This window comes from Neorickettsia sennetsu str. Miyayama (genome assembly GCF_000013165.1).
GTDB classification, from domain to species: domain Bacteria; phylum Pseudomonadota; class Alphaproteobacteria; order Rickettsiales; family Anaplasmataceae; genus Neorickettsia; species Neorickettsia sennetsu.
In genome coordinates, this window is record NC_007798.1 from 82,146 (window position 1) to 102,412 (window position 20,267).

At 42.0% G+C, this 20,267-nt stretch carries 15 protein-coding genes and 1 pseudogene; 13 read left to right on the forward strand and 3 right to left on the reverse strand.

Translation table 11 applies throughout. The annotated features are described in order from the left end of the window. Window positions 1-451 precede the first annotated feature (451 nt). The 4 genes from NSE_RS00410 to NSE_RS00420 all read left to right on the forward strand — a co-directional run bounded on the left by NSE_RS00410 (window position 452) and on the right by NSE_RS00420 (window position 5,268). Entirely contained in the window at window positions 452-1,531 is a 1,080-nt protein-coding gene (locus NSE_RS00410) for a hypothetical protein (RefSeq protein WP_011451510.1), read from the forward strand. Window positions 1,532-1,614: 83 nt separating this feature from the next. Continuing rightward, window positions 1,615-1,806 carry a hypothetical protein gene (locus tag NSE_RS04080; RefSeq protein ID WP_011451511.1) on the forward strand — a complete coding sequence of 64 codons (192 nt, stop codon included), beginning with the start codon at window positions 1,615-1,617 and terminating at the stop codon, window positions 1,804-1,806. Window positions 1,807-2,617: 811 nt separating this feature from the next. Further along, window positions 2,618-3,544, forward strand: a complete 927-nt coding sequence (locus tag NSE_RS00415; RefSeq protein WP_011451513.1) for a hypothetical protein — start codon at window positions 2,618-2,620, stop codon at window positions 3,542-3,544. 443 nt (window positions 3,545-3,987) lie between these two features. Continuing rightward, on the forward strand, window positions 3,988-5,268 hold the full coding sequence (locus tag NSE_RS00420) for a hypothetical protein (protein ID WP_041917463.1): 1,281 nt from the start codon (window positions 3,988-3,990) through the stop codon (window positions 5,266-5,268). 459 nt (window positions 5,269-5,727) lie between these two features. Here the strand turns inward: NSE_RS00420 and NSE_RS04085 are convergent, their stop codons facing one another. Next, window positions 5,728-5,901 carry a hypothetical protein gene (locus NSE_RS04085; RefSeq protein WP_157858655.1) on the reverse strand — a complete coding sequence of 58 codons (174 nt, stop codon included), beginning with the start codon at window positions 5,899-5,901 and terminating at the stop codon, window positions 5,728-5,730. A gap of 374 nt (window positions 5,902-6,275) precedes the next feature. On the opposite strand from NSE_RS04085, the gene NSE_RS00430 reads away from it, so the two are divergent. The 5 genes from NSE_RS00430 (at window position 6,276) to NSE_RS00450 (ending at window position 12,058) form a co-directional block, all read left to right on the forward strand. Continuing rightward, window positions 6,276-7,088: a hypothetical protein gene (locus NSE_RS00430; RefSeq protein WP_011451517.1), complete on the forward strand. Its 813-nt coding sequence runs from the start codon at window positions 6,276-6,278 to the stop codon at window positions 7,086-7,088. 278 nt (window positions 7,089-7,366) lie between these two features. Beyond that, a complete protein-coding gene (locus NSE_RS00435; protein ID WP_227028964.1) occupies window positions 7,367-8,254 on the forward strand; it encodes a hypothetical protein in 888 nt (295 codons plus the stop codon). Between the two features lie 313 nt (window positions 8,255-8,567). Next, the gene (locus tag NSE_RS00440; RefSeq protein WP_011451519.1) at window positions 8,568-9,356 is read left to right on the forward strand and encodes a hypothetical protein; all 789 of its coding nucleotides are present in this window, start codon (window positions 8,568-8,570) and stop codon (window positions 9,354-9,356) included. A 731-nt stretch (window positions 9,357-10,087) separates the two neighbouring features. Then, entirely contained in the window at window positions 10,088-10,819 is a 732-nt protein-coding gene (locus NSE_RS00445) for a hypothetical protein (RefSeq protein ID WP_011451521.1), read from the forward strand. A 342-nt stretch (window positions 10,820-11,161) separates the two neighbouring features. Continuing rightward, window positions 11,162-12,058, forward strand: coding sequence for a hypothetical protein (locus NSE_RS00450; protein ID WP_041917464.1), 897 nt, complete (start codon window positions 11,162-11,164; stop codon window positions 12,056-12,058). A 463-nt stretch (window positions 12,059-12,521) separates the two neighbouring features. On the opposite strand, the gene clpB is transcribed toward NSE_RS00450, so the two are convergent. After that, on the reverse strand, window positions 12,522-15,086 hold the full coding sequence (gene clpB, locus NSE_RS00455) for an ATP-dependent chaperone ClpB (RefSeq protein ID WP_011451525.1): 2,565 nt from the start codon (window positions 15,084-15,086) through the stop codon (window positions 12,522-12,524). 325 nt (window positions 15,087-15,411) lie between these two features. On the opposite strand from clpB, the gene NSE_RS00460 reads away from it, so the two are divergent. Further along, entirely contained in the window at window positions 15,412-17,061 is a 1,650-nt protein-coding gene (locus NSE_RS00460) for an Rne/Rng family ribonuclease (protein WP_011451526.1), read from the forward strand. Here NSE_RS00460 and NSE_RS00465 read toward each other — a convergent pair. After that, window positions 17,056-18,285, reverse strand: a complete 1,230-nt coding sequence (locus tag NSE_RS00465; protein ID WP_041917465.1) for a hypothetical protein — start codon at window positions 18,283-18,285, stop codon at window positions 17,056-17,058. The genes NSE_RS00460 and NSE_RS00465 overlap by 6 nt on opposite strands. 249 nt (window positions 18,286-18,534) lie before the next feature. On the opposite strand from NSE_RS00465, the gene nadC reads away from it, so the two are divergent. The 3 genes and pseudogenes from nadC (at window position 18,535) to rimM (ending at window position 20,263) form a co-directional block, all read left to right on the forward strand. Then, window positions 18,535-19,377 (forward strand): carboxylating nicotinate-nucleotide diphosphorylase, encoded by an 843-nt coding sequence (gene nadC, locus NSE_RS00470; protein WP_041917466.1) that lies wholly within the window; start codon window positions 18,535-18,537, stop codon window positions 19,375-19,377. A gap of 158 nt (window positions 19,378-19,535) precedes the next feature. Continuing rightward, a pseudogene (rpsP, locus tag NSE_RS00475) lies at window positions 19,536-19,763 on the forward strand (30S ribosomal protein S16); the annotation flags it as partial. A gap of 17 nt (window positions 19,764-19,780) precedes the next feature. Further along, on the forward strand, window positions 19,781-20,263 hold the full coding sequence (rimM, locus tag NSE_RS00480; protein ID WP_227028981.1) for a ribosome maturation factor RimM: 483 nt from the start codon (window positions 19,781-19,783) through the stop codon (window positions 20,261-20,263). The last annotated feature ends 4 nt before the right edge of the window (window positions 20,264-20,267 follow it).

A 20,267-nucleotide genomic window follows, 5' to 3' on the forward strand; every position in this document is an offset into this window, starting at 1 on the left:
CCATGGTTAATTGTATGGCTTTTTCACGATGGAGTCAAGGTGTTGAGCTGGCTGTAGAAGTGGTTCTGCTTTCGTAACATGCGTTCTTTGCGCACTAAGGCGGTGATATTCCTTATTTTCTAGGGGTGCTGTTTTACGATTTTTTTTATTCCTACAAGCGCAGTGTTTCCCTTAATAGAGAGGTCTTTGTCGTTTGAGGATACACCACTTAGAGATTAGGATAGTTCGGAGATATCATATGATGAAATTGTACATATGTATAAAAAAGTATTATAGTGTTCCCGTTCAATACAGTTTCCTTTCTGATATGTTTCTTAGGCAAGATAGCAATTTGGTTATCTACCTTGAGGATTTGGCTTGTTTTTCCATTCCAGTTATGAACTGTTGTTCGGGAAACATAGGATCAAATTTTGTCGTTGTATTGTCTTTTCATAGGTATTAGAGGTTGAAAATGTCAACTGTAGAGTTATGTAAACCAAAGTATTTGCTTCCCATATTGTTCGTTGCTGCGGTAGGTTTGTCATGTGTAATTGTTGTCCTTGCAACAGGGATTGTTTTTATGAGAAGGTCTTGTGCTGAGCTTGCAAGACTTAATGAGAAGGTTGATGGTTTACAGTGCGTGGTTGAGAATTTTTGTCCAGATTGCGCAGTTGGAAGTTTTTATAAAGAATTAGATCCGTATCTTACAGCAAATATGGGCGTAGTTCGTGATCAACTTATTGGGCTTCAGTGTAGGGATGATTTACACCAAACTTCGTGTATACAAAGTGGTGGTGATGTATCTACTGTACTTTATGACGCTGCTGGTGCTGCTGATGGTACACCTAACAATGGGTGCGCACTTACGGAACAGTTAAAACCTAAAGTGTCAGTATCACTTAAAACAAAATCACCTAAAAAGGTTGCACTGCAAGGGTTTAATCATGCGCTTGATGTTGCTGAGTCCGTAAAAACAGAGTGCTGTGATAATGTTAAGCAAATATCGGTAGATAATGGTATCGGCATGGCTTATGGTGTACGGGGCCATCCTTCAGGTAGCTCACAAAATACGGAACGGCGTGCATTTGAGATAACGACTCCTGACCCAAGTCCCAGCAAAGATTCTCTGTCTGGGGCTTCTGTCCGTAGCGTTGGTGATGGCGCTAGTAGTTCTAGACAATATGAGTGCGGTAATCAATGTCCAAAAACACCTGGTACTGTAGTTGAGTTGGGTGATTGTGACATGTATGTTTGCAATCCGTGTCTTACAGATGATATGAGCCGCCCTGTTGAGTCGGATTGTAATTCACCAGATTTTGTTGAGAGTGGTGTTTCTTTCCTTAATTCACTGGAAAAGGCTTCTAAGGATTTAGTGTCCTCTTTGGATGCTAGTTTAGTGTATGCGTCAGATATGTTATCTTCCTTCGACATGCTACTTCCTCCTTTGAGTGGTGATAATGATTCGGTGGAATTAAAGACGTCCATTGTTACATCTGCTGGGGTGCTTAGCGTTACTGAGTCTGAACCACCTAGTACATGTTTGGGCAATTAAAGTTTCTTTGTGGTCCAAGCATTTGGTACTAAATGTGTGAGTCCTGAAACGTATAAATCCGCTCTGAACGGGTAGGAAGTGGGTTGATCTCACTTAAGGTTGTTTTTTCTCGTGTTGCCTTTCATTTTTTCCGCCCGGAATATCGCAAAACCGTGTTTGCTATTTTGCTAAGTTTTTCTGGCTATGTGAATGCTCTTCCATCTACGGCTCTGAGTAGTAATACGGGGAGAATGCATAAAACGGTTGAGCTTCTTGATGTACTGGAAGTTGCCTAGGTATGTTTCCCGTACAAATGCATTGTAGTTTCTATTTTGAAGGTATTTTAAGGTTTCAAAATAGGTGAACTGATTAATGATATACACCTCTTCGTGTTAAGGAGATATACGATTTTTCTCATGAAGCCACCCTCATGATAGCGGTAATGGATTTTAAGAGACGCTTTGGCAAAGATTGCTCTAGGTCTGATCAACTAAGTGCTTTTGCCTAAGCGTTTTTGTGTGCTGTCAACTATAATACAAGCAACCCTTCGATCGAACCTTTAGGTGTGCAGAGTGCGAAAATTTGTTGTGGTGACAGGGCGATACAACTTGCTTTATTTCCGCAACGGTCGGAGTAATTCAAGCAGCTGGTACAAGCGCAGATTCACGCAGTCTGTGGGATAGTACCTAAGATAACTACCTAATATCTCGAGTTTTGAGGGAAATGGCGATCCAAGTAGTACGGATGTAGACCGTAATAGAGCGGGGCATCAGTTTAACATTTGAGTATGTGAAGGCATGATACTTCCATATTAAGTGCAAGAGTGTGAGTCACGAGTTCAGAGGTGTAAGAATGATTGTACTTCTGAACCTTGTGTTTCAGAATACAGTTTAATTGTAACCCCTATGTCAGAGGTCTTTTCAAATGTAGGGGTTAAGTTTCAAGTTTACGGTAGAGAAAAGGTTGGTTTTCCTGTCTACGGGCGATAGAACTAAGCTTTTAACCTCTTATAGAATACTTTTAAATTTACTTTTATATTAAATTATTATAAACTTAGTATTGATAGTGGGTAATGTTCCCAATTGCAATTAATTAGGAGAAAGCAATATGGAAGAGAAAAAAATGCTTTTTTTGATTTGTATAGTGCCGGTTTTCCTGCTGCTGTTAGCATTAGCAGTTGCACTTTACAAGCTATGCAAAAAGCGTGCTGCACGAAGTGTCCTCCCGGATAGTGGTGGGACAACTGGTCGGTTTGTACAGCTTGAGGAAGAGGGTGGAGCTGAACAGGTCAAGCCATTGCCGCCAGAGCAGCGTCCGTCTCCTCAGCTTGAGAGAGCGCAACTTGGGCCGCTAGATATTCCAGTTCCTGGTATAGGAGGTTGCGTTTTAGCGCGCGAGGGAATTTTAGCTGTAGAACCTGGAATGTCAGGAGTCGGCTGGTATGGTAATGTGGTAGTCTTGGATCCAGGTGGAACTATTTTCCATACGCGTAGGTATGCTGGAGGTGGTGCTTCAGGTGCGTTGTACGGTGCTCTTGGTGTCCTAAATACCTTCGTTGAGAGGCCTTTGGCAAACCGTCTTGGTATGTCACACGTAGTCTATAACCCAAGGATCTTCAAGGGTCGGTTTTGGCAGGCATGTGTTATACATCTTCACTCTCCAGATATGAGTAGGCTTTCTCGTCCCCCTGGTACATGCGCACGTATCCTCCGTGATCAACTTTACTCCCTATTCATTGAGGCGTTTGCCCTTGTACAGCGTGAGCGCTTACCTGACACCTCTGTTGTCATGGTACCGCTGGTGTCTTCGGGTATATATTCTGGAAATATAAACAGAGAGGGGTATGTCCGTGCTTTTTCTGATGCATTCCTCACTGCTTCTCATGTTTTTTGCGGCGGTACTAGTCTAGCTGCGGCTTTAGGAGTTAGAGAGGTTAGGATTTGCTGCTACGGTGAGGGCATGCAGCGTGCTTTAGCTGAAGAAATGCAGCAACAAGCCGTAGGAATAGGGCAACAAGCTTCAATCGCAAAATAGCTATCTCGCTGAACTAGTTCCTAAACAAGAGTTGTCCGATATCTCATATTTTCACTGAAACGATAAACCAATAGACGGGCGTGATATCCCAATTTATCGACGTAGCATCCAAAGTGAACGACATAGCACTTATGTACTCAGTTAGAAGGCTAGGTAATAAGTCTAGATGTGTAAATCTCGGTGTCTAGGCTTTGTTCGTTTCAGTGTACAGTTCTGAATCTTCCTAAATATGAGTGTTGTGTTTCATGTTTGCTTCGGAAGAAAGTAATATGCGCTTTCTTACCCTCTTCTATTCAATGAATGTCTTAGGGAAATTCCTATAAATTTTCTATAAACCCTTCTGAATTTATTCGCGTATTGAGCGTTGTAGTTGCCATCTATTGCTCCTTGAAGTTGTGCTTTAGTTATTCTATAACTAACATGAATTAATATAACACTCCAACATGAAATCAAATGCTAAGATAGGCATTATAGCTGGGAGCATAGCACTTTTTACGGTGTTGATAGTTACACTTTGTATAATGCTTGGAAAGCGCGCTGAGCGAAAAGCTCTTCCAGTAGGAACTCAGAAAAAACCGGAAAGAGAGGATGGCAAAACTCATACTCGTGCAGATAAGGGGATCGGTGCGCAGGAAGTTCCTATAAATGAGACCTCAGATTCGGTATCGAAACGATATATATCTTATGCTATTTTTAGCCTTGACGGGAACATCGATGTACGTAAAGTTCCCATCAACCAGTCGGTAGCTACGGTGACACAAGAGCAACCACTTTATATCTCTGTATGTCCGGAGATCCATGTGAGGAGAACTCCGAGAGATGTGTCATTCACTACGTTAGAGCAAACAGGAAATAAGAGTGGTCAGTCGGTAAATGAAGTAGGGCAAAAGCGGGGGAGTGAATTTTCTCGTGTCGTAAGAAACGCAGCAAAAAATGGAGAAAAAAGTATTTTACGTGCTGCGCATGCGGTGACAAATATAGAGGGGGATTTGATCAGTCAGTCAGCACACGCAAAATCACCTATGCTGCTGGGATCACCATCTTCCTCTTTTAAAGAAAAAGAAGCGAGTATTACTACTTCAATACCTGGTTTAAAAGGTTGTGTCTTAACTTCAGATGGGCTTTTAGGTCCGGCCAGGGCAACTAAACCAAACTGGAGTGGTAATGTGGTAATTGTTGATGTAGCTGAAAAAATCTTCAAGAAGTGTAGCTATGTTGGAAAAGGCGTTTCAGGTAGTTTATACAAGGCCCTTGGAATTTTTGGAACTTCAGTTGGCAAGTTCGAGAAAAGAGAAATTAATGAGGGGAAAAGGGTTCTTGATTCGGGGATTTTTAGGCGTGATGGTTACAGTGCGCGTGTCATACATGTTTCTTCTATGAACATAAATGAGACTTCTAAAAGGAGAGAGAGCAAATGGAATTTGTCTAAAGCTCTTTATAGAACCTTTACAAGAACATTCGCTAAGCTAAGAGGTATGTCAGGTTTGCCCGGTGATACAGTTGTTATGATACCGGTGGTACATCTGGGAAAGTGTGCTGGGCGTTCGCTTCAACAGCAGTGTTTTGTTGAGGCATTGTATTCTTCTATTAAGGGGTTTGGTGATCGATCTTTACCTGAAGCTTTAGGAGTTAAAGAGGTTAGGATTTGTTGCGGCGATCCAAAAACACATGCTGTTTTAGCTGAGTTGATGAGTCAAAAAGCTAGTGCGGGTGTAGAGATGTAGCAGTTTCACTAAACAGTGTTTAGGCGAGAGTCGTCTGGTATTTCATGCCTTGTTAAAATAAGGAACAAATAGATCGTGTGCTCCAAGATGCATTAACTCACTATCCTAGTACCTGAGTGATAGCGAAATAGCCTTTACATATTAGGTTGGAAGGACATAAGACAAACTTAGACGTGTGTAGGTTTTCACACGTCTTAGCATCGTTTGTTGTAAGTGGTTTAGTTAAAATCTCTACGCTATCAGATCTTTCTGAACATAAGGGGATTATATTTCAGGTTCACTGTAAGAGAAAGTGATCTGAGGTTTTTCTATCCTTAAAAGAAGTGCCTCAGATTTTTATAAAACTTTCTAAATTTACTTTCATTGTTAAATAGTATAAATCTTGTCAGGGGCACTTTGCAGATTGCGCCCCTGATCATGAATTAGGAAGGTAGATATGTTAGGGTTTGCTCCGGAAGTTCACGGTCCCATTGTGGCTGCTATACTATTTTTTATTCTGCTTATGCTGCTGGAGCCAGTATGTGAGCTAGTGTTCCACATGAAAGGTTTTGCCACGTCAGAAGGTAGTCCAGAAAAAAGTCTTGCTGCGCTTACCGTTTCCTCATTATCACTGCAGTCTTCACCTTCCCGCACTGATCACAAAGGAGCAGCCGGGACTATCTTCTTACCGGACTAAAGGACTACATTTGACCCACGTAGAGATTTCATGTATACAGCTTCTTTTATATGCGAAAAGATTTCTTACCCAGCTGTAGGTAATACCCTACCTGTTATTGTATGCAGCTATTTAAGGGCTTTATACGAGTAAATTTTCATTGGGGCTAGGTTCGTTTTCTGTACCATGGTGGGAGTTAGGATATGTCAGCTAATATATTTCCTCAAGTAGATATTTAGGAAAGTTCCCGCAAGACTTTCTAAAATTATTTACTTTATAGTCACAATGTGCGATAAATAATATGCACAATCCTTAACAAAGTAAGTTTTTTTAAGAATAGTGTGAGGTTACTGTGGGAAAAAGAGAAGAGCTTTTTATAGCGTTCGGTGTAATACTTTTCCTGTTATTAGCAGCTGGGCTCTATTGGTTATGTAGAGTACGTTCTAGACGAGCTGTAGATAGCGCTCTTGAAGAGATACGACTCACCGGCCTAGTTCCTGGTTTGCAGGGTATACAGTTTAGTGCAGATGGGGTTTTAGGTCCGGCTGGGGCAACTGAACCAACCTGGGAAGGTGCAGTAGTAGTTCTTGATACAAGTGATGCTCCTCTTAGAGAGGTCTACCCGAATACAGAGCTCTTTTGTGCTCTTGGAATTGCTGGCACTCCGGTTCCAGAATCAGTTCGAGATTACTGTGGAGATTTTCCAATTCTGCGGGGTCCAGAAGGTTGTTTGCCTTCTGGAAAGAGCTGGTCTGTCCTGCATATCTGTCCTTTGGGTTTGCATGATCCTGTCCAGCCTGGGCAAGAAGGGGTCGCTGAGCTAGAAGAGAGTCTCTCTCAAGTAGCGCAAATATACGTAAGTGGATGGGGGCTTCATAGGGATTTTGATAAGCGTTGTGCGGGTGGTGAAGTTGATCTAACCGTCCTGATGACGGTACCGTTTTCAGATGCAAACAGTGGTATAATGTCGAGGGCGGGACAGGTTCAGCATTTTGCTAGCTGCCTGGCTGTTGCATCCCGTCAGAATCCTGGCAAAATGTCTAGTGGACCACGATTTAAGCTTTGTTGTGATGGTGAAGAGATGCGGCGCATTTGTACTGAAGCAGCGTACAACGCAACAAGGGAGATCGATAAACACTGGGGTAAAGCTGGTGCTGCACGCTGAAATAATGGCATCCTGCATTTAGCTAAAATAATAAATTAGTAAACTAAATGTGGGCGCTGTATTAGCGAGGTAGAGCGTCCGAGTGAAATAGGTATCTATCACTTGGACGAGTAGTATACATCCTAAGCCTGGGTGTATGAACTTCATCTCTTCGACACATGATTCGGTTACGGTTTGTGTGTTGTTAGACTCTTTTTAATCTGAAAAGTATATACTCATTCTGAATAAAGGCCTTAGGTAGTTTCTCTATCTAGGGATGGCTTGTGCAGGGAGAGAGTATGTGGGGAAGGCGTTTGTGTACCGCTTTGTTACTAAGTACAGCGTTTTTATTGTTTGCCTTACTGCTATCATTCACATTATGCGTTTGTCGTTTTCCATTGTGGCACAGAAGAGAAGCTTTTGAGGTTGCTCTGCCGCGGTCATTTTTTACAGAGGTTAGTGCTGAGTTATTAGGTGTAAATTATCCTAAAATGGACGGGTGCTACCTATCTTCGAAGAATCTGTTAGGTCGTGATGAGGATGATGGTTCTCCAATATGGGGAGATACCGTAATAGTTGTTGATCCGAATGAGAGAATTCTTCTAGATGAGAAGTATGACGGACCAGGTATTTTTGCGAAAATGTACAAGAGGTTTGGGATCTTAGGATGCAATCCTTTTCGTCACTACATAAATAAGGGTGACTTTTCAAAATACGGTGTGGCTCTTTCACCACTCCCGTTTTTCAGTTTTACTTCGCTAGTTTTTCTGTTGCACTCCATCCCACCACGTATATCCTTCTCTCATGACCCGGAAGAGTCCTTGCGTGCGTGCAAGGCGCTCAAAAAGCAGTTTCTCCTGATTTTTGGGTTGGCAGAATATAATAATAATGCTAATCCCTGTAGAGCCACGAATATGTATATCCCATTTTTGCACAGTATAGAAAATTTTACTCCTAGTGAAAAAAAGCAGTACATGTATTTATTTGCGAATGCATTTAATATGGCAGTAATGGACTTTTTGAAGGGAACCGAACGATCTCTATCCGATATCCTGAAGATACCTGATATAAGAATTTGTTGTGGAGATCTTGCTACGCGGGACATGTTGGAAGAAGCATTTAACCATGTGTTTGCGTACAACTATCCGTCTGCGGAAAATGGGTTACGATCTTGTATAGCAAGATGATTTAGCAGTCAAAGGTGATTAGCACATCAAGGTCGTCTAGGTAATGATGAATATGGAGTGCGTAAGTACGCGTGCGTTATCTATTGTTGTATGCAGCAAGGGCTTTATACGAGTAAATTTTCGTTGGGGCTAGGTTCGTTTTGTACCATGGTGGGAGTTAGGGTATGTTAGCTAATATATTTCCTCAAGTAGATATTTAGGAAAGTTCCCGCAAGACTTTCTAAAATTATTTACTTTATAGTCACAATATACGATAAATAATATGCACAATCCTTAACAAAGTAAGTTTTTTTAAGAATAGTGTGAGGTTACTGTGGGAAAAAGAGAAGAGCTTTTTATAGCGTTCGGTGTAATACTTTTCCTGTTATTAGCAGCTGGGCTCTATTGGTTATGTAGAGTACGTTCTAGACGAGCTGTAGATAGCGCTCTTGAAGAGATACGACTCACCGGCCTAGTTCCTGGTTTGCAGGGTATACAGTTTAGTGCAGATGGGGTTTTAGGTCCGGCTGGGGCAACTGAACCAACCTGGGAAGGTGCAGTAGTAGTTCTTGATACAAGTGATGCTCCTCTTAGAGGGGTCTACCCGGATACACCCCTATGGCGCGTTTTTAGACTTGTTGACAAGGATGTTCCACAAGGCACCCTAGAGGCCTTTGGAAGGCATTCATTTTTGGACGGTCCACAAATTCGTTCGTCTTCGGGAACAACTATCTGTACTGTAACGCATGTATGTCCTGGGGATTTGCATACTCCTGCTCAGCCTGGGCGAGCAGGAGTTGCTAAAGTAAAAGGGGCTCTCCGTCAAGTAGCGGAAAAATACGCGTGTCTATGCGCGATGCAGCTTTATGGTGGGCGTTCTACTTATGAGGGCCTTCCTGTCACCGTTCTGATGACGGTACCGTTTTCAGAGGTAAACAATGGTATAATGCCGAAGGTGGAACAGGCTAGGTATTTTGCTGGCTGCCTGGCTGTTGCGTCCAGTAGGTATCCTGGCAGAAGGAGTCATGTGCCATTTAAGCTTTGTTGTGATGGTGAAGAGATGCGGCGCATTTGTACTGATGCAGCGTACAACGCAGCACGGGGGTCTGCTCAATGCAGGTAGTAACGTCGGGGCTGCACTTAAACGTGTTTTTGTAGGTATATTTCAAATGGCTGGCCACAGTGTTGTTAGTGTGAGTTCACTGCCGTAGTGATAGTTTTCTCTGTTTTGTGAACCCTTGTACGTCAGACGTTCTCTGCCCAGGCTTAACAAAAGCACAGTGCTATGGGGATCTCTAAAATAACTATTTTATTACTCTTAGTCATTTGTTGTTTTTGTGGGAATTTGAAAAGTATTTTAAAATTACCATATACGTGGTGGTATTTCTCTTACAACCGTATTGAAAAATCACTAAATATGAACTTGGTGTAATAGTTAATTGGTTTGGTGGATTGATGGTGACATTTGTTGCTATGGAGTTTTCTTCTTCATTTCGAATAAACTGCTTTAGTGTAGGCTAAGGCAGATATATAGGAATCGTTTTTCAATGATCAAGGGAGTATCCATAGTTGAAAATAAACACGTTGAACGCGGTGAATCCGGTCAGAGCGTAAATTAGTTAGCCTGAAGTATGAAAAAATAAATTTTTCACTATACTACCGTGCCTAGTTCATCGCGCTGGCATATGTGATAAATAGGGATGTAGGAGAGAGGAGGTCATACGGTTGAGTGATCTCTCCCCCGATGCATTCTTTTTGAGCGCGAAATAAAGATATTTAAAACAATTTTGGATTGTGTCATAAAGGGCAATGTTAGACTCTGTTCCTTGATATTCCTCATTAGGAGTGTAGGTTATGTTTTCTGCTAATAAAAATATCATCTTTGTGCTTGTTTTGGCATCAATGGTTGTTTTGTCCATTGTTGTGTTTTACTTTGCGCACAAGATTCTCTTAAAAGGGCGAACTTTTAAGAAGCCACCTTCCACGCCATCAGTGGAAGAGCTACTTTCTGTTTCAGACGATATTGTTGTTCAGCCTTTCCAATCAAATTTTCCTATTTCTCTTCTTGGAAAATTAAGTGGTTGTACGATATCACAAGAAAAAATTATAGGTTCCTGCGAGCGAAGCGGAGAACCCTCAACTGAGAAGTACGTCGTTTTGGAAGCACTTTCAAGAGAATGTTCCCAAGAAGAGAAATGTGAGTTGGTGGGTAATCTTTTGCGTGTACGATCGGTTTTGCCGCTTACTGAACAATCTATCCCTACGGCAGATGATTTTTGTGCGTTTTTCCTGGACGTTTTTGCAACTATGGCGGTGCAAGGAACATACTCTGCTGCGGCGAGTGGAGCAACGTTACACATTCCCTTTCCAATGCGACCTCTAGCGCCAGGAAGAGTATCTGAAGTATATGTTTCACGATTCGTAGAAGGATTCCTTGTTGCTTCTGCTTCACATGGTGGTGGAAGCCTAGTTGCTAGTCTGAATTTAGCGGAGATAAAATTTTGTTGCTCAGATAGTTATTCATTTCAGATGCTCGCTCATGCATTTAATAACAGCACAATAGCTCGATGTGTTGGGGGTGTATAGCACTAAAATAGTAAATTATTTTCTGTTTTTTATAGAATAATTTATTTTTTTTTCAAGAAACTGCTAGAATATAGTCCATTGTGTTATTGTGGTTCTGAGCAATGAAGCCGTGAAAGCAGGTGCGTATTCGTAAGTAGCGGTGATTTAGTGAAGCATTTGTTGTAGCCCTTTTTGGAGAACATAGTGCCGTTGTGTTGCATGCTCTGTTGCATCTCTACCTATGGAAGGACAGCGTGATATGTACTTGAGTTCATTTATTAGCGTGTTTTCTTTAGGTTTTGGCAATTGTAATTCGCTGGTTGATTTTCAGTACACATTGCAGTTGGATTGTTTCTCGTATTTATGATATCAAGTTACCTTTTTTATGGCCTAGGCCCGGAAGACAAATGGAGAAAGGTGTTACGAGTGGTTTTGCTCGTAGTGGCTATCCTTCTGTTCGCTATTCTCGTAGCGAGTCTTATATTATTGTGTAGATGTTGTAGGGGAGAAAAAAGTTTTTCTCCTGAGTCAGCTGTACAACAGCTCCCGCAGACGGTTCCGTCTACTAACGTGCTTACTTCAGAGGCAATTGTAGTCAGTGGTGTCAGGAAGGGTATTCTTGATCAAATGAAGGGGTACACATTTATTGATCCAGTTGGTAGGGTGACGACATCTGTTGCTAGACTTACCGGAGGGTCTGTCTCTGTACTCACAAATCCTGCCATACCTGTTGATGTATTACCCTCTACCGTAGAAGGGCTTCTTGGAAAGAATTGTATCAATCCATGGGGTCCGCTTTCTCCTCAATCGTCTGATATTGCTTCGCATTTATCTTATGCTGTTCATCAGGCCCTTATGCATGTTACGGAGCCCAATCAGGGGGAGATTCTACTGTCTGCTTCGGACGGCCGCTTGTGTCTGGTGTGTGATCCAAGGTTCTTCACGTCTGGAGTTACTCGGTTTGGATATACGGAGCATACTCCTGTGCGTCCAGCTGTGTATGTTGCGGCAAATGCATGGGCTAGAGCGATATTCGATTGGCTAGCCCCGCTAAGGCAACCTGGTTGTATTTTAGAGGGTACGACACTTATGGTTTTGTTGCCTGGTCCGGAGTTCGAGTGTCATTTTATTAATGTTTGGCGCAGCCTTACTGTTTTTGCTGGTCCTGAAATGGAAGGTGCGCTAAGGGTTAGATGTATGCCGGAGCTTTTTGCCGCATCCGAGCCATCCTATGATGCACAAGGTCCCTTAAGGAATTAGTGCTTGGTGTACCAGGGGTAAGTGTCTCTGGATTTTTCCACGAGGGTAAATAGGGGGACAGCTTTTGTGTACGAGAAGCTGCACGTGTGCGTCTTTTGGATCGGTTGTTTTTAAGCATCTGTCCTGTTGTGTACAGTTTAGGGATTTGTTTTTCCAGAGATATTGTCGCTGTGGGCAGTACAACCTATACAAACAGCTCTCTAGTTAGAGGCTTCACTCAGAATGCCGTTCTACTTTAGTGCTTTTGGTCGAATTGTGATTGGGTGATTTAGGAGATGTATATTGTGGCGAGTGTGCTTTTTGCTTTTAAAAAGAAGCTTTGGTCTATATTAGGTATCCCGTGTATATTTTAGTTCAGTTACACTGAGTTGTTAACATGTAGATAGGATTGCGGTGTCCATACAAGACACACGCCTGCAATCCTATCCTTCCCAACGCACCAAATGTTCATATCCAGTTCTTGCTAATACTGGATTTCTAGCTTGTTACCAATTTTATCGAATATAATTTTGCCATTTTCAGGCAGGCTACCCGAGAGGATTGCTTGTGCTAGTGGATTATAAACGTATTGCTGAATCACGCGTTTTAATGGTCGAGCACCGTATACTGGATGATACCCCTGTTCACATATCCACCTCTTGGCTTCGTGAGTAAAAGAAAGGTGAAGGTTCTTGGTTTTTATGCGTTCCTGTAGTTTATGCAATTGAATCTCCAGTATCTTTTCTATGTTTTCTTTGCTCAAGCGATTGAAGAAAAGGATCTCGTCAAGACGGTTCAAAAACTCAGGACGGAAGAATTGCCTGACTATTTCCATTATTTTAGTTTTCTCAACCTCGGTGATTTGTGTAACTTCCGATAAAACATCCGATCCCAGGTTTGATGTAAGAATTAATATTGTATTTTTAAAATCAACGACATGGCCTTGAGTATCGGTTAGTCTGCCCTCGTCTAATACTTGAAGCAATATATTGAACACATCATGATGTGCTTTTTCCACTTCGTCGAATAAGATTACCTGATATGGACGCCGTCTTACTGCTTCAGTAAGTATTCCACCTTCCTCATACCCGACATATCCAGGAGGTGCACCTATCAATCGTGCTACGGCATGTTTTTCCATATATTCGGACATATCAATGCGAAGCAGTGCTGTTTCATTATCGAACAGGAACTTTGCTAGTGCTTTGCTGAGCTCTGTTTTTCCAACGCCTGTTGAACCTAAAAACATGAAAGATCCAAGCGGACGATTTGCATCCTGGACGCCAGCTCTAGAGCGTTTTACCGCACTGCTGACTGCTTCTACGGCTTCATCTTGTCCTATGACGTGTTTTTTCAATTCATCTTCTATCTTTAAAAGTCTTTGTTGTTCACTCCCCATCATTTTTTCAACAGGAATTCCTGTCCATTTGGCAACAATGTTTGCTATGTCGTCCTCTGTGACCTCTCTTTTTAGGAGTGTACCGCCTACTTGTTTTTCTTCATTGACCAATCTATTTTCCAAGGCTGGAATGGTGCCGTATAGGATCTTTCCTGCGGTTGCAAGATCACCATTTCTCTGTGCAATCTCCAGTGAATACCGTGCTTCGTTGAGTTCCTCTTTCAATTTTTGTATCTCTTTAAGCTTTGACTTTTCAGCTTGCCAGGAGCTTTCGAGATCCGCTTGTTTTTTTTCAAGACCTTCTAGATCCTGCTTTATTTTTTCCAATCTGCCGATAGAATTAGCATCCTTTTCTTTTTTCAGTGCTTCTGCTTCTATTTTTAGTTGTATGATTTTCCTGTCGAGTTCATCTATTACCTCAGGCTTACTGTCAGATTCAATCCTGATCTTACTTGCAGCCTCGTCCATTAAGTCTATGGCCTTATCTGGGAGGAATCTGTCTGTGATATACCGATTTGAGAGAACTGCTGCGGAGACAACTGCGCTATCAGCAATTCTTATTCCGTGGTGGACTTCATACTTCTCTTTTATGCCGCGCAGTATTGAAATGGTATCCTCTTCTGTGGGTTGTCCAACGAAAATCGGCTGAAATCTCCTCGCTAGTGCGGCATCCTTTTCTATGTGTTTCTTGTACTCTTCCAGTGTAGTTGCACCTACGCAGTGTATTTCCCCGCGTGCAAGTGCTGGTTTTAGTAAATTCGAGGCGTCCATTGCACCTTCTGTTGCACCCGCACCTACGAGTGTGTGGAGCTCATCTATAAAAAGAATGACGCTACCCCCAGAATCTGCAAGTTCGTTGATTACTGATTTTAATCTTTCCTCGAATTCACCTCTGTACTTTGAACCTGCTATTAGTGCACCTAAGTCAAGTGAAAGTAGAGAAGCGCTTGCCAAATTTTGTGGAACATCTTTTGCGACCATCCGCATTGCAAGACCTTCAACTACTGCCGTCTTGCCAACGCCTGGATCACCAATGAGTACCGGATTATTTTTTGTTCGTCTAGACAAGACCTGCATCACCCTCCGGATTTCTTCGTCTCTGCCGATAACCGGGTCAAGTTTTCCCGAGCGTGCAATCTCAGTTAGGTCTTTTGTATAGCGTCTAAGAGCGTTGAAGTTGTTCTCCGCATTTGCAGAATCAGCTCTCCTACTTCCCCTATTTGCGTCAATGATTTGTTGCAACTTTGCTGCGTCTACACCTTGTTCCTTTAGAATTTTAGATGCTTCAGATTCTGTTGCTGCTACACCTTGCAAGAGTCTTTCTACAGTGACGAAACTGTCTTGTGACCTTCCAGCTATTTCAATTGATGTCTGTATTGTCTGTGCTGCATCCGGCGTTAGATGAATGTGTCCTGCACCTTGGCCACTCACGGATGGTAGCTTTCTCAGTGTCAGTTCTACGCTATTTAGAATCACGTCTAAATTTGCGCCGCATTGTTCTAGTAGTTGGGTGACAATACCATTGGTATTCTTCAGCAGCGCCCTAAGTATGTGAAGCGATGTAAGCGTCTGATGCCCCATGCTTACCGCATCTAGCTGCGCGCTTTGAATGATTGACGCTGAATTATCTGTAAATTTGTCGAACCGCATGTTTATAGTAGATAGCACATAGTATATGTAAGCATAAATTGGATACTTTCATCAGTGAATTATGAGAGTTGTGTGTAGACTAAGCAACTACGGTAATGTGGAAATTAATGTGTAATGTTTGAAAAAAGTTTCTGTCTGTACGGCGAATAGTTCCACAAAAGTGTCTATTTGCTCGTTGAGGTGTACACGTACGACAAAGATACGTTCTTGGGCTTTATTGGTTCCCCATTTCAATGTTTCACTATAAGCTCTTTGCTCATTGATTGCTGAAACTACATAGGTTGGGTAGAATGGAGGAATTGTCTAGCGTTTTAAAGGGAATTACTTGAAGAAAATACTAATAGACTCAAGAGACGGTGAAACCAGGCTTGCTATTCTCAGGAGTGGTCTTCTTGTTGGGTATGATTGTGAGCATACTAACAGTTTGCCCCAAAAGGGAAATATATACCAGGGAATAGTTTTTAAGGTTGATGATTCTCTCCAAGCCGCTTTTGTTGAGTATTTACCCGGTGAATATGGATTCTTGCCATTTTCTGAAATTCCAGTAATCTACTTTGACCTGCTTGAGGAGGTCAAGGCAAATGCGATAGCTGAGGGCAAACATGTCAACCTGTATAAGCATTTCAACGCAACCGAGGTGATCAAAAAGGGACTTGTTCTTTTCGTACAAGTTACTAAGGAGAAGAGAAGGACCAAGGATGTTACTTTGACGGCATATGTAAAACTGCCAGGTAGATATTGTGTCCTAATGCCATTTTTGAAGGATTTAATCTTGTCCAAGCAAATTGTGGATGAGCAAGCCGTCAGTAGGCTGACGCATTTTGCTGAGGAAGAGATGGCAAATAGAAAGTGCGGCGTTGTATTCAAGCCGTATTGTGCAGATGCTGATAAAAAAAATATTTTAGGAGACTACTGTTCGTTGCTCTCTGAGTGGGAGAAAGTAGTTTCGCAGAATGATAAAAGCAAGGCGCCAAGACTAGTTTTCCGCGAAGCCAATCTTGTGAAAAAATTCTTGAGAGATTCATATGACGGAAGTGTAGGGGAGGTAATTGTTAATCATAGTGATGTCTATCAGGAAGCAAAGGACTACATACAAAATTCTCTCCACTTTGAAAATCCCAATATCACACTCTATTCGGATACTTTACCTGTTTTTGATAAGTACAAAGTTGAACCTCAAGTTGATGGTTTGTACGAGGAGACAATTTATCTGAGGAACGGTGCTTATATCGTCATTAACACTACCGAAGCTCTCACAGCAGTGGATGTAAATTCTGGTAGGATGAAAAAAGAAAGCAATATCGAGGAGACTGCTTATAAGGTGAATATGGAGGCAGTCGCTGAGATTGTCCGTCATCTCGAACTTAGGGGAATTGCTGGTATTGTCGTGATAGATTTCATTGACATGAATAATTCCAAATATATGCTGAATGTTGAAAGGGCGCTGTTGGATGCTTTCAAAAGATATCGGTCAAGGGTGCAGATTGCCCCGATTAATAAGTTTGGACTCATTGCGCTTTCTAAACAAAGGACCAAACATAACATTCTTGACTCTCATACTGTGAAATGTCCTTGTTGTGAGGGCAAGGGTAAAGTACTAAAGATGGAACATCAGGTTCGTAGGGTTTTTTCAGCCATATATACAGCACCTCGCTGCAGGGAGGTTACTGTGACTGCCAATCCTGAATTAGCAGTAGCTGTATTTAATGGCTATCGCAAGATGCTAGCTCAAGCAGAAAAAGTTGTTGGAGGGAGCATAGTTTTCAAGATTGATGAAAAACTTGGGCTTGCGAAGGGTTTTGAGATTGCCTTTCACGGAAAGGATGATGTAGAGATATTACGAGAGGACCAAGTTTTAACGACTGTAGAAGATCAGTCGAATGAAAAGACGGTCACAGAGGGAAGCTCTGTAGTAAAGGTGGAATCTAGAAGATCGTGGCTTGCATCTTGGATAAAAAAACTCACAGGACTATAAAGAGTTTCTGGACTTAAGAGTCTCATTTCCTTTTTCATTCTTTAGAAGAGTCGATGTAAGGAGAATTACGAACAGTCCACCGGATAAGATACTCAAGCTGCCTCCGAAGAAGAAGATGGACTTGAACAGCGTGGTACTTCCTCCTACCATTCCAGCGCTTTTTCTGAGTGCACCATATCCACCCATGAGAAGTAGCCCTGTAATGTGTGCAAATTGTCCAATGCTATATGTTGTGAGCTGCAACATTGGAAGTTTTAAAGATAATATTCCTGTAAAATGGTAAGCGAATGCCATGAAAGCAAGAGTTATTCCAATGATTGAACCATGGTAGTGAGCTGGAATAACGACATTGCTCTCTCTGATAAGAAAGCCTAGAAGTCCACCATAGATGAAGAGGCATGCTGAGAAAGTGAAAGCAGCGATATTGGACCAATCGACTCTCTTTTTTGGAAGAGAAAGTAGGTAAAAAATAAAAATCATTGGTGCCACACTTCCTAAAACACGCATGTGATAAGTAAAAACCCGTATAAGGATTTCTCTATCAGGGGAGAAAAAGAAATATAATACCGGAGTTGGCAAAACAGCAAGTAAGTTAAATAGAGATAATCCCCGTAGGGTCCTATCAGATGTCCCTATGCCGAGGAGTGTTGCGTACACTAGCATTAATGTCTGACAAAACACAAACTGCAGTATGTGTCCGCCCCCCCAGAAGAGATACTCATAAAAGTCATATAACGTGATGCCACTTGGCATCCTCGCGTATGCCAGATAAGTACATAGTTGCGAGATTAAAAAAATTAGTGCAGTGATTCGTTTGCACTCTCCTGCTGTCCTATTGCACAGCGTGTTGATAGCGCTTACGGAAAGTCCAAATGAAAGTAGCGCTGTGCCTAGAACATAAGGTAAATTATTTAAGAAGGGGATGTAGTTATTTTTCAACGCGTGCGTTTCCGGGATAAAGCCTGCAATAAAAATAAAAATTACTCCTAGCAGACATAAGTTGTGACTGAATTTTTGGAAATACCCCTCTCCTGCTATGGTAGCAGCTGTGATAGCAAGCATCCACGCGTTGATGCCGAGTGTAACATGTATAACGAGTGAAACATCAAAAATATTTGGTACTAAACCAATGAAGAAGGGTAATCTCAGTAGGACTACAAATAGGGAGAAAATCCCCGAGAGTCCCAAAGCAAGGACACCAAGAGAGAGCCATCTCTGCTTCATAACAGATGTAAAAAGAGACAACCTCTGTGTATAGCATCGAAATTAGTGAGACGGAAGGTATCTCCCTTAGTAAAAGATACAGGCCCAGTTTGGCCGATTGGGGAACAAGGGTATTGTTCACAATTGGATGTAAGTTTCTAACGCAAATAGTTTTTTTAATACTTTGAGTGCTCTAGATGGGTTAATAAAATAGCACTATGCCTAGAAACCATTGTATACTCTTCGACTCTATTGCTAACCGTTATTTCTATGGATTACGAAGCTTTGGAAAAAATAATCACACTCGCGCTTAATGAGGATCTAGGTCTTGGTTGTGATATAACAACTGAGAATACACTTCCCTGTGATTTAGTTACGTCTTTCGATGTAAATGCACGCAAGGAAACAGTAGTGTGTGTAGAACCCTTGGCAAAAGTGATTTTTGGCCAATCTGGGATAGAATACTTTCTAAATAAGCAAGATGGCGATCGCGTTCTTCCTGGAGAGTGCATTATCCGGGGATGCGGTAGTGCACATGTACTACTTAGGATAGAACGTGTGTTTCTGAATTTTATTCAAAGGAGTTGTGCAGTTGCAGCTGCCACAAGGCGGTTTGTCGACGCAGTGTCTCACACGAAGGCAAAAATACGTGATACGCGGAAAACGACTCCAGGCATGCGCTGTGTGGAAAGATACGCTGTTAAGGTCGGTGGAGGAGGAAGCTATCGTAACTCTCTAAACGACAGGGTCTTGTTAAAAGATAATCATATAGCGATTTGTGGTGGCATAACTGCGGCTGTACACAAATTGAAAAAGTCTTTTGAAGGTATTTATATCACCGTCGAGTGTGACACGTTTGATCAGGTAAAAGAATCATTATCCGTCGATGTTGACTCAGTCCTTTTAGATAACATGTCGGTTAGAGAAATTATTGATTGTGTCACATATATAAGAAATGCCTCATCGCGTGTGAAAATTGATGCTTCCGGTGGTATCACGCTTGCCACGGTAAAGGAAATTGCTGAAACAGGCGTAGATTTTATCTCGGTGGGAATGCTAACGCATTCTATTGTCAGCGCAGATATTGGTATCGATGTAAGAACAAAGCTCTGATATCCACTGAATGTCTCTTGGAGTGTACCAAAGGATTTTTTGGGTGACCTTACTTCAAATTATGAAATCATGAAATTCTGGAGCTGGAAGCTCCCTCTTTGATAATTGAAATCTTACCTGTAGTTGGTTAGAATCACCTGATGTATTACCTGTTGTTTATGCTCAAAATAAGACTAGCAAGGTTCGGGAGGAAAAAGCGTCCGTACTATAAGATTGTGGTTGCAAATAGCTCCTCTCCAAGGGATGGGAAGTTTTTGGAACAAGTTGGTAGTTATGATCCCCTTTTGTCAAAGGACGATCCTCTGCGCGTTTGTCTAGATATAGAACGTATCCGGTACTGGACTAGTGTTGGTGCAAAGCCTACTGAGAGAGTTGCTAAGTTTGTTGCCTGTCTTTGAATGACATGGTTTGTGCGGGGCGGGTTACTTCTACGCATGGCGTAAGGGGTTGTGTACGCTTCCGTTCCTACATGAGTGTTGATTTTAAATTCCCTGGAATTGATGTATCTATTGGCGGTGTTTCTTACACCGTGTGCGGAGCGTTTAGCCGAGGGTTCCCCATGTTTGTCCTTACCCTGTCGCGTGTTGGTAGCGCATGTGAAGCTGAAAAGCTGGTAGGGTTCGATGTCTTTTTGTCTGAGTCATTGCTTCCTCCGTTACAAGTGGGCGAGTATTACTGTAAAGATCTAGTGGGTCTGGCCGTATATGATCTCGAGGAATGTGTTGGTCATGTTTCGATGTTGTACGATTTCGGTGCGGCTGCTGAGGTACTTGAAATTGTTCTTCTGTCCGGTAAAAAGGTCATGATACCTTTTACTAGTGCATTTGTGGCGGACATTGATTTAAATAAAAAGCGTTTAGCGGTTGTGTTTCCTCCAGAGATATAGTTGC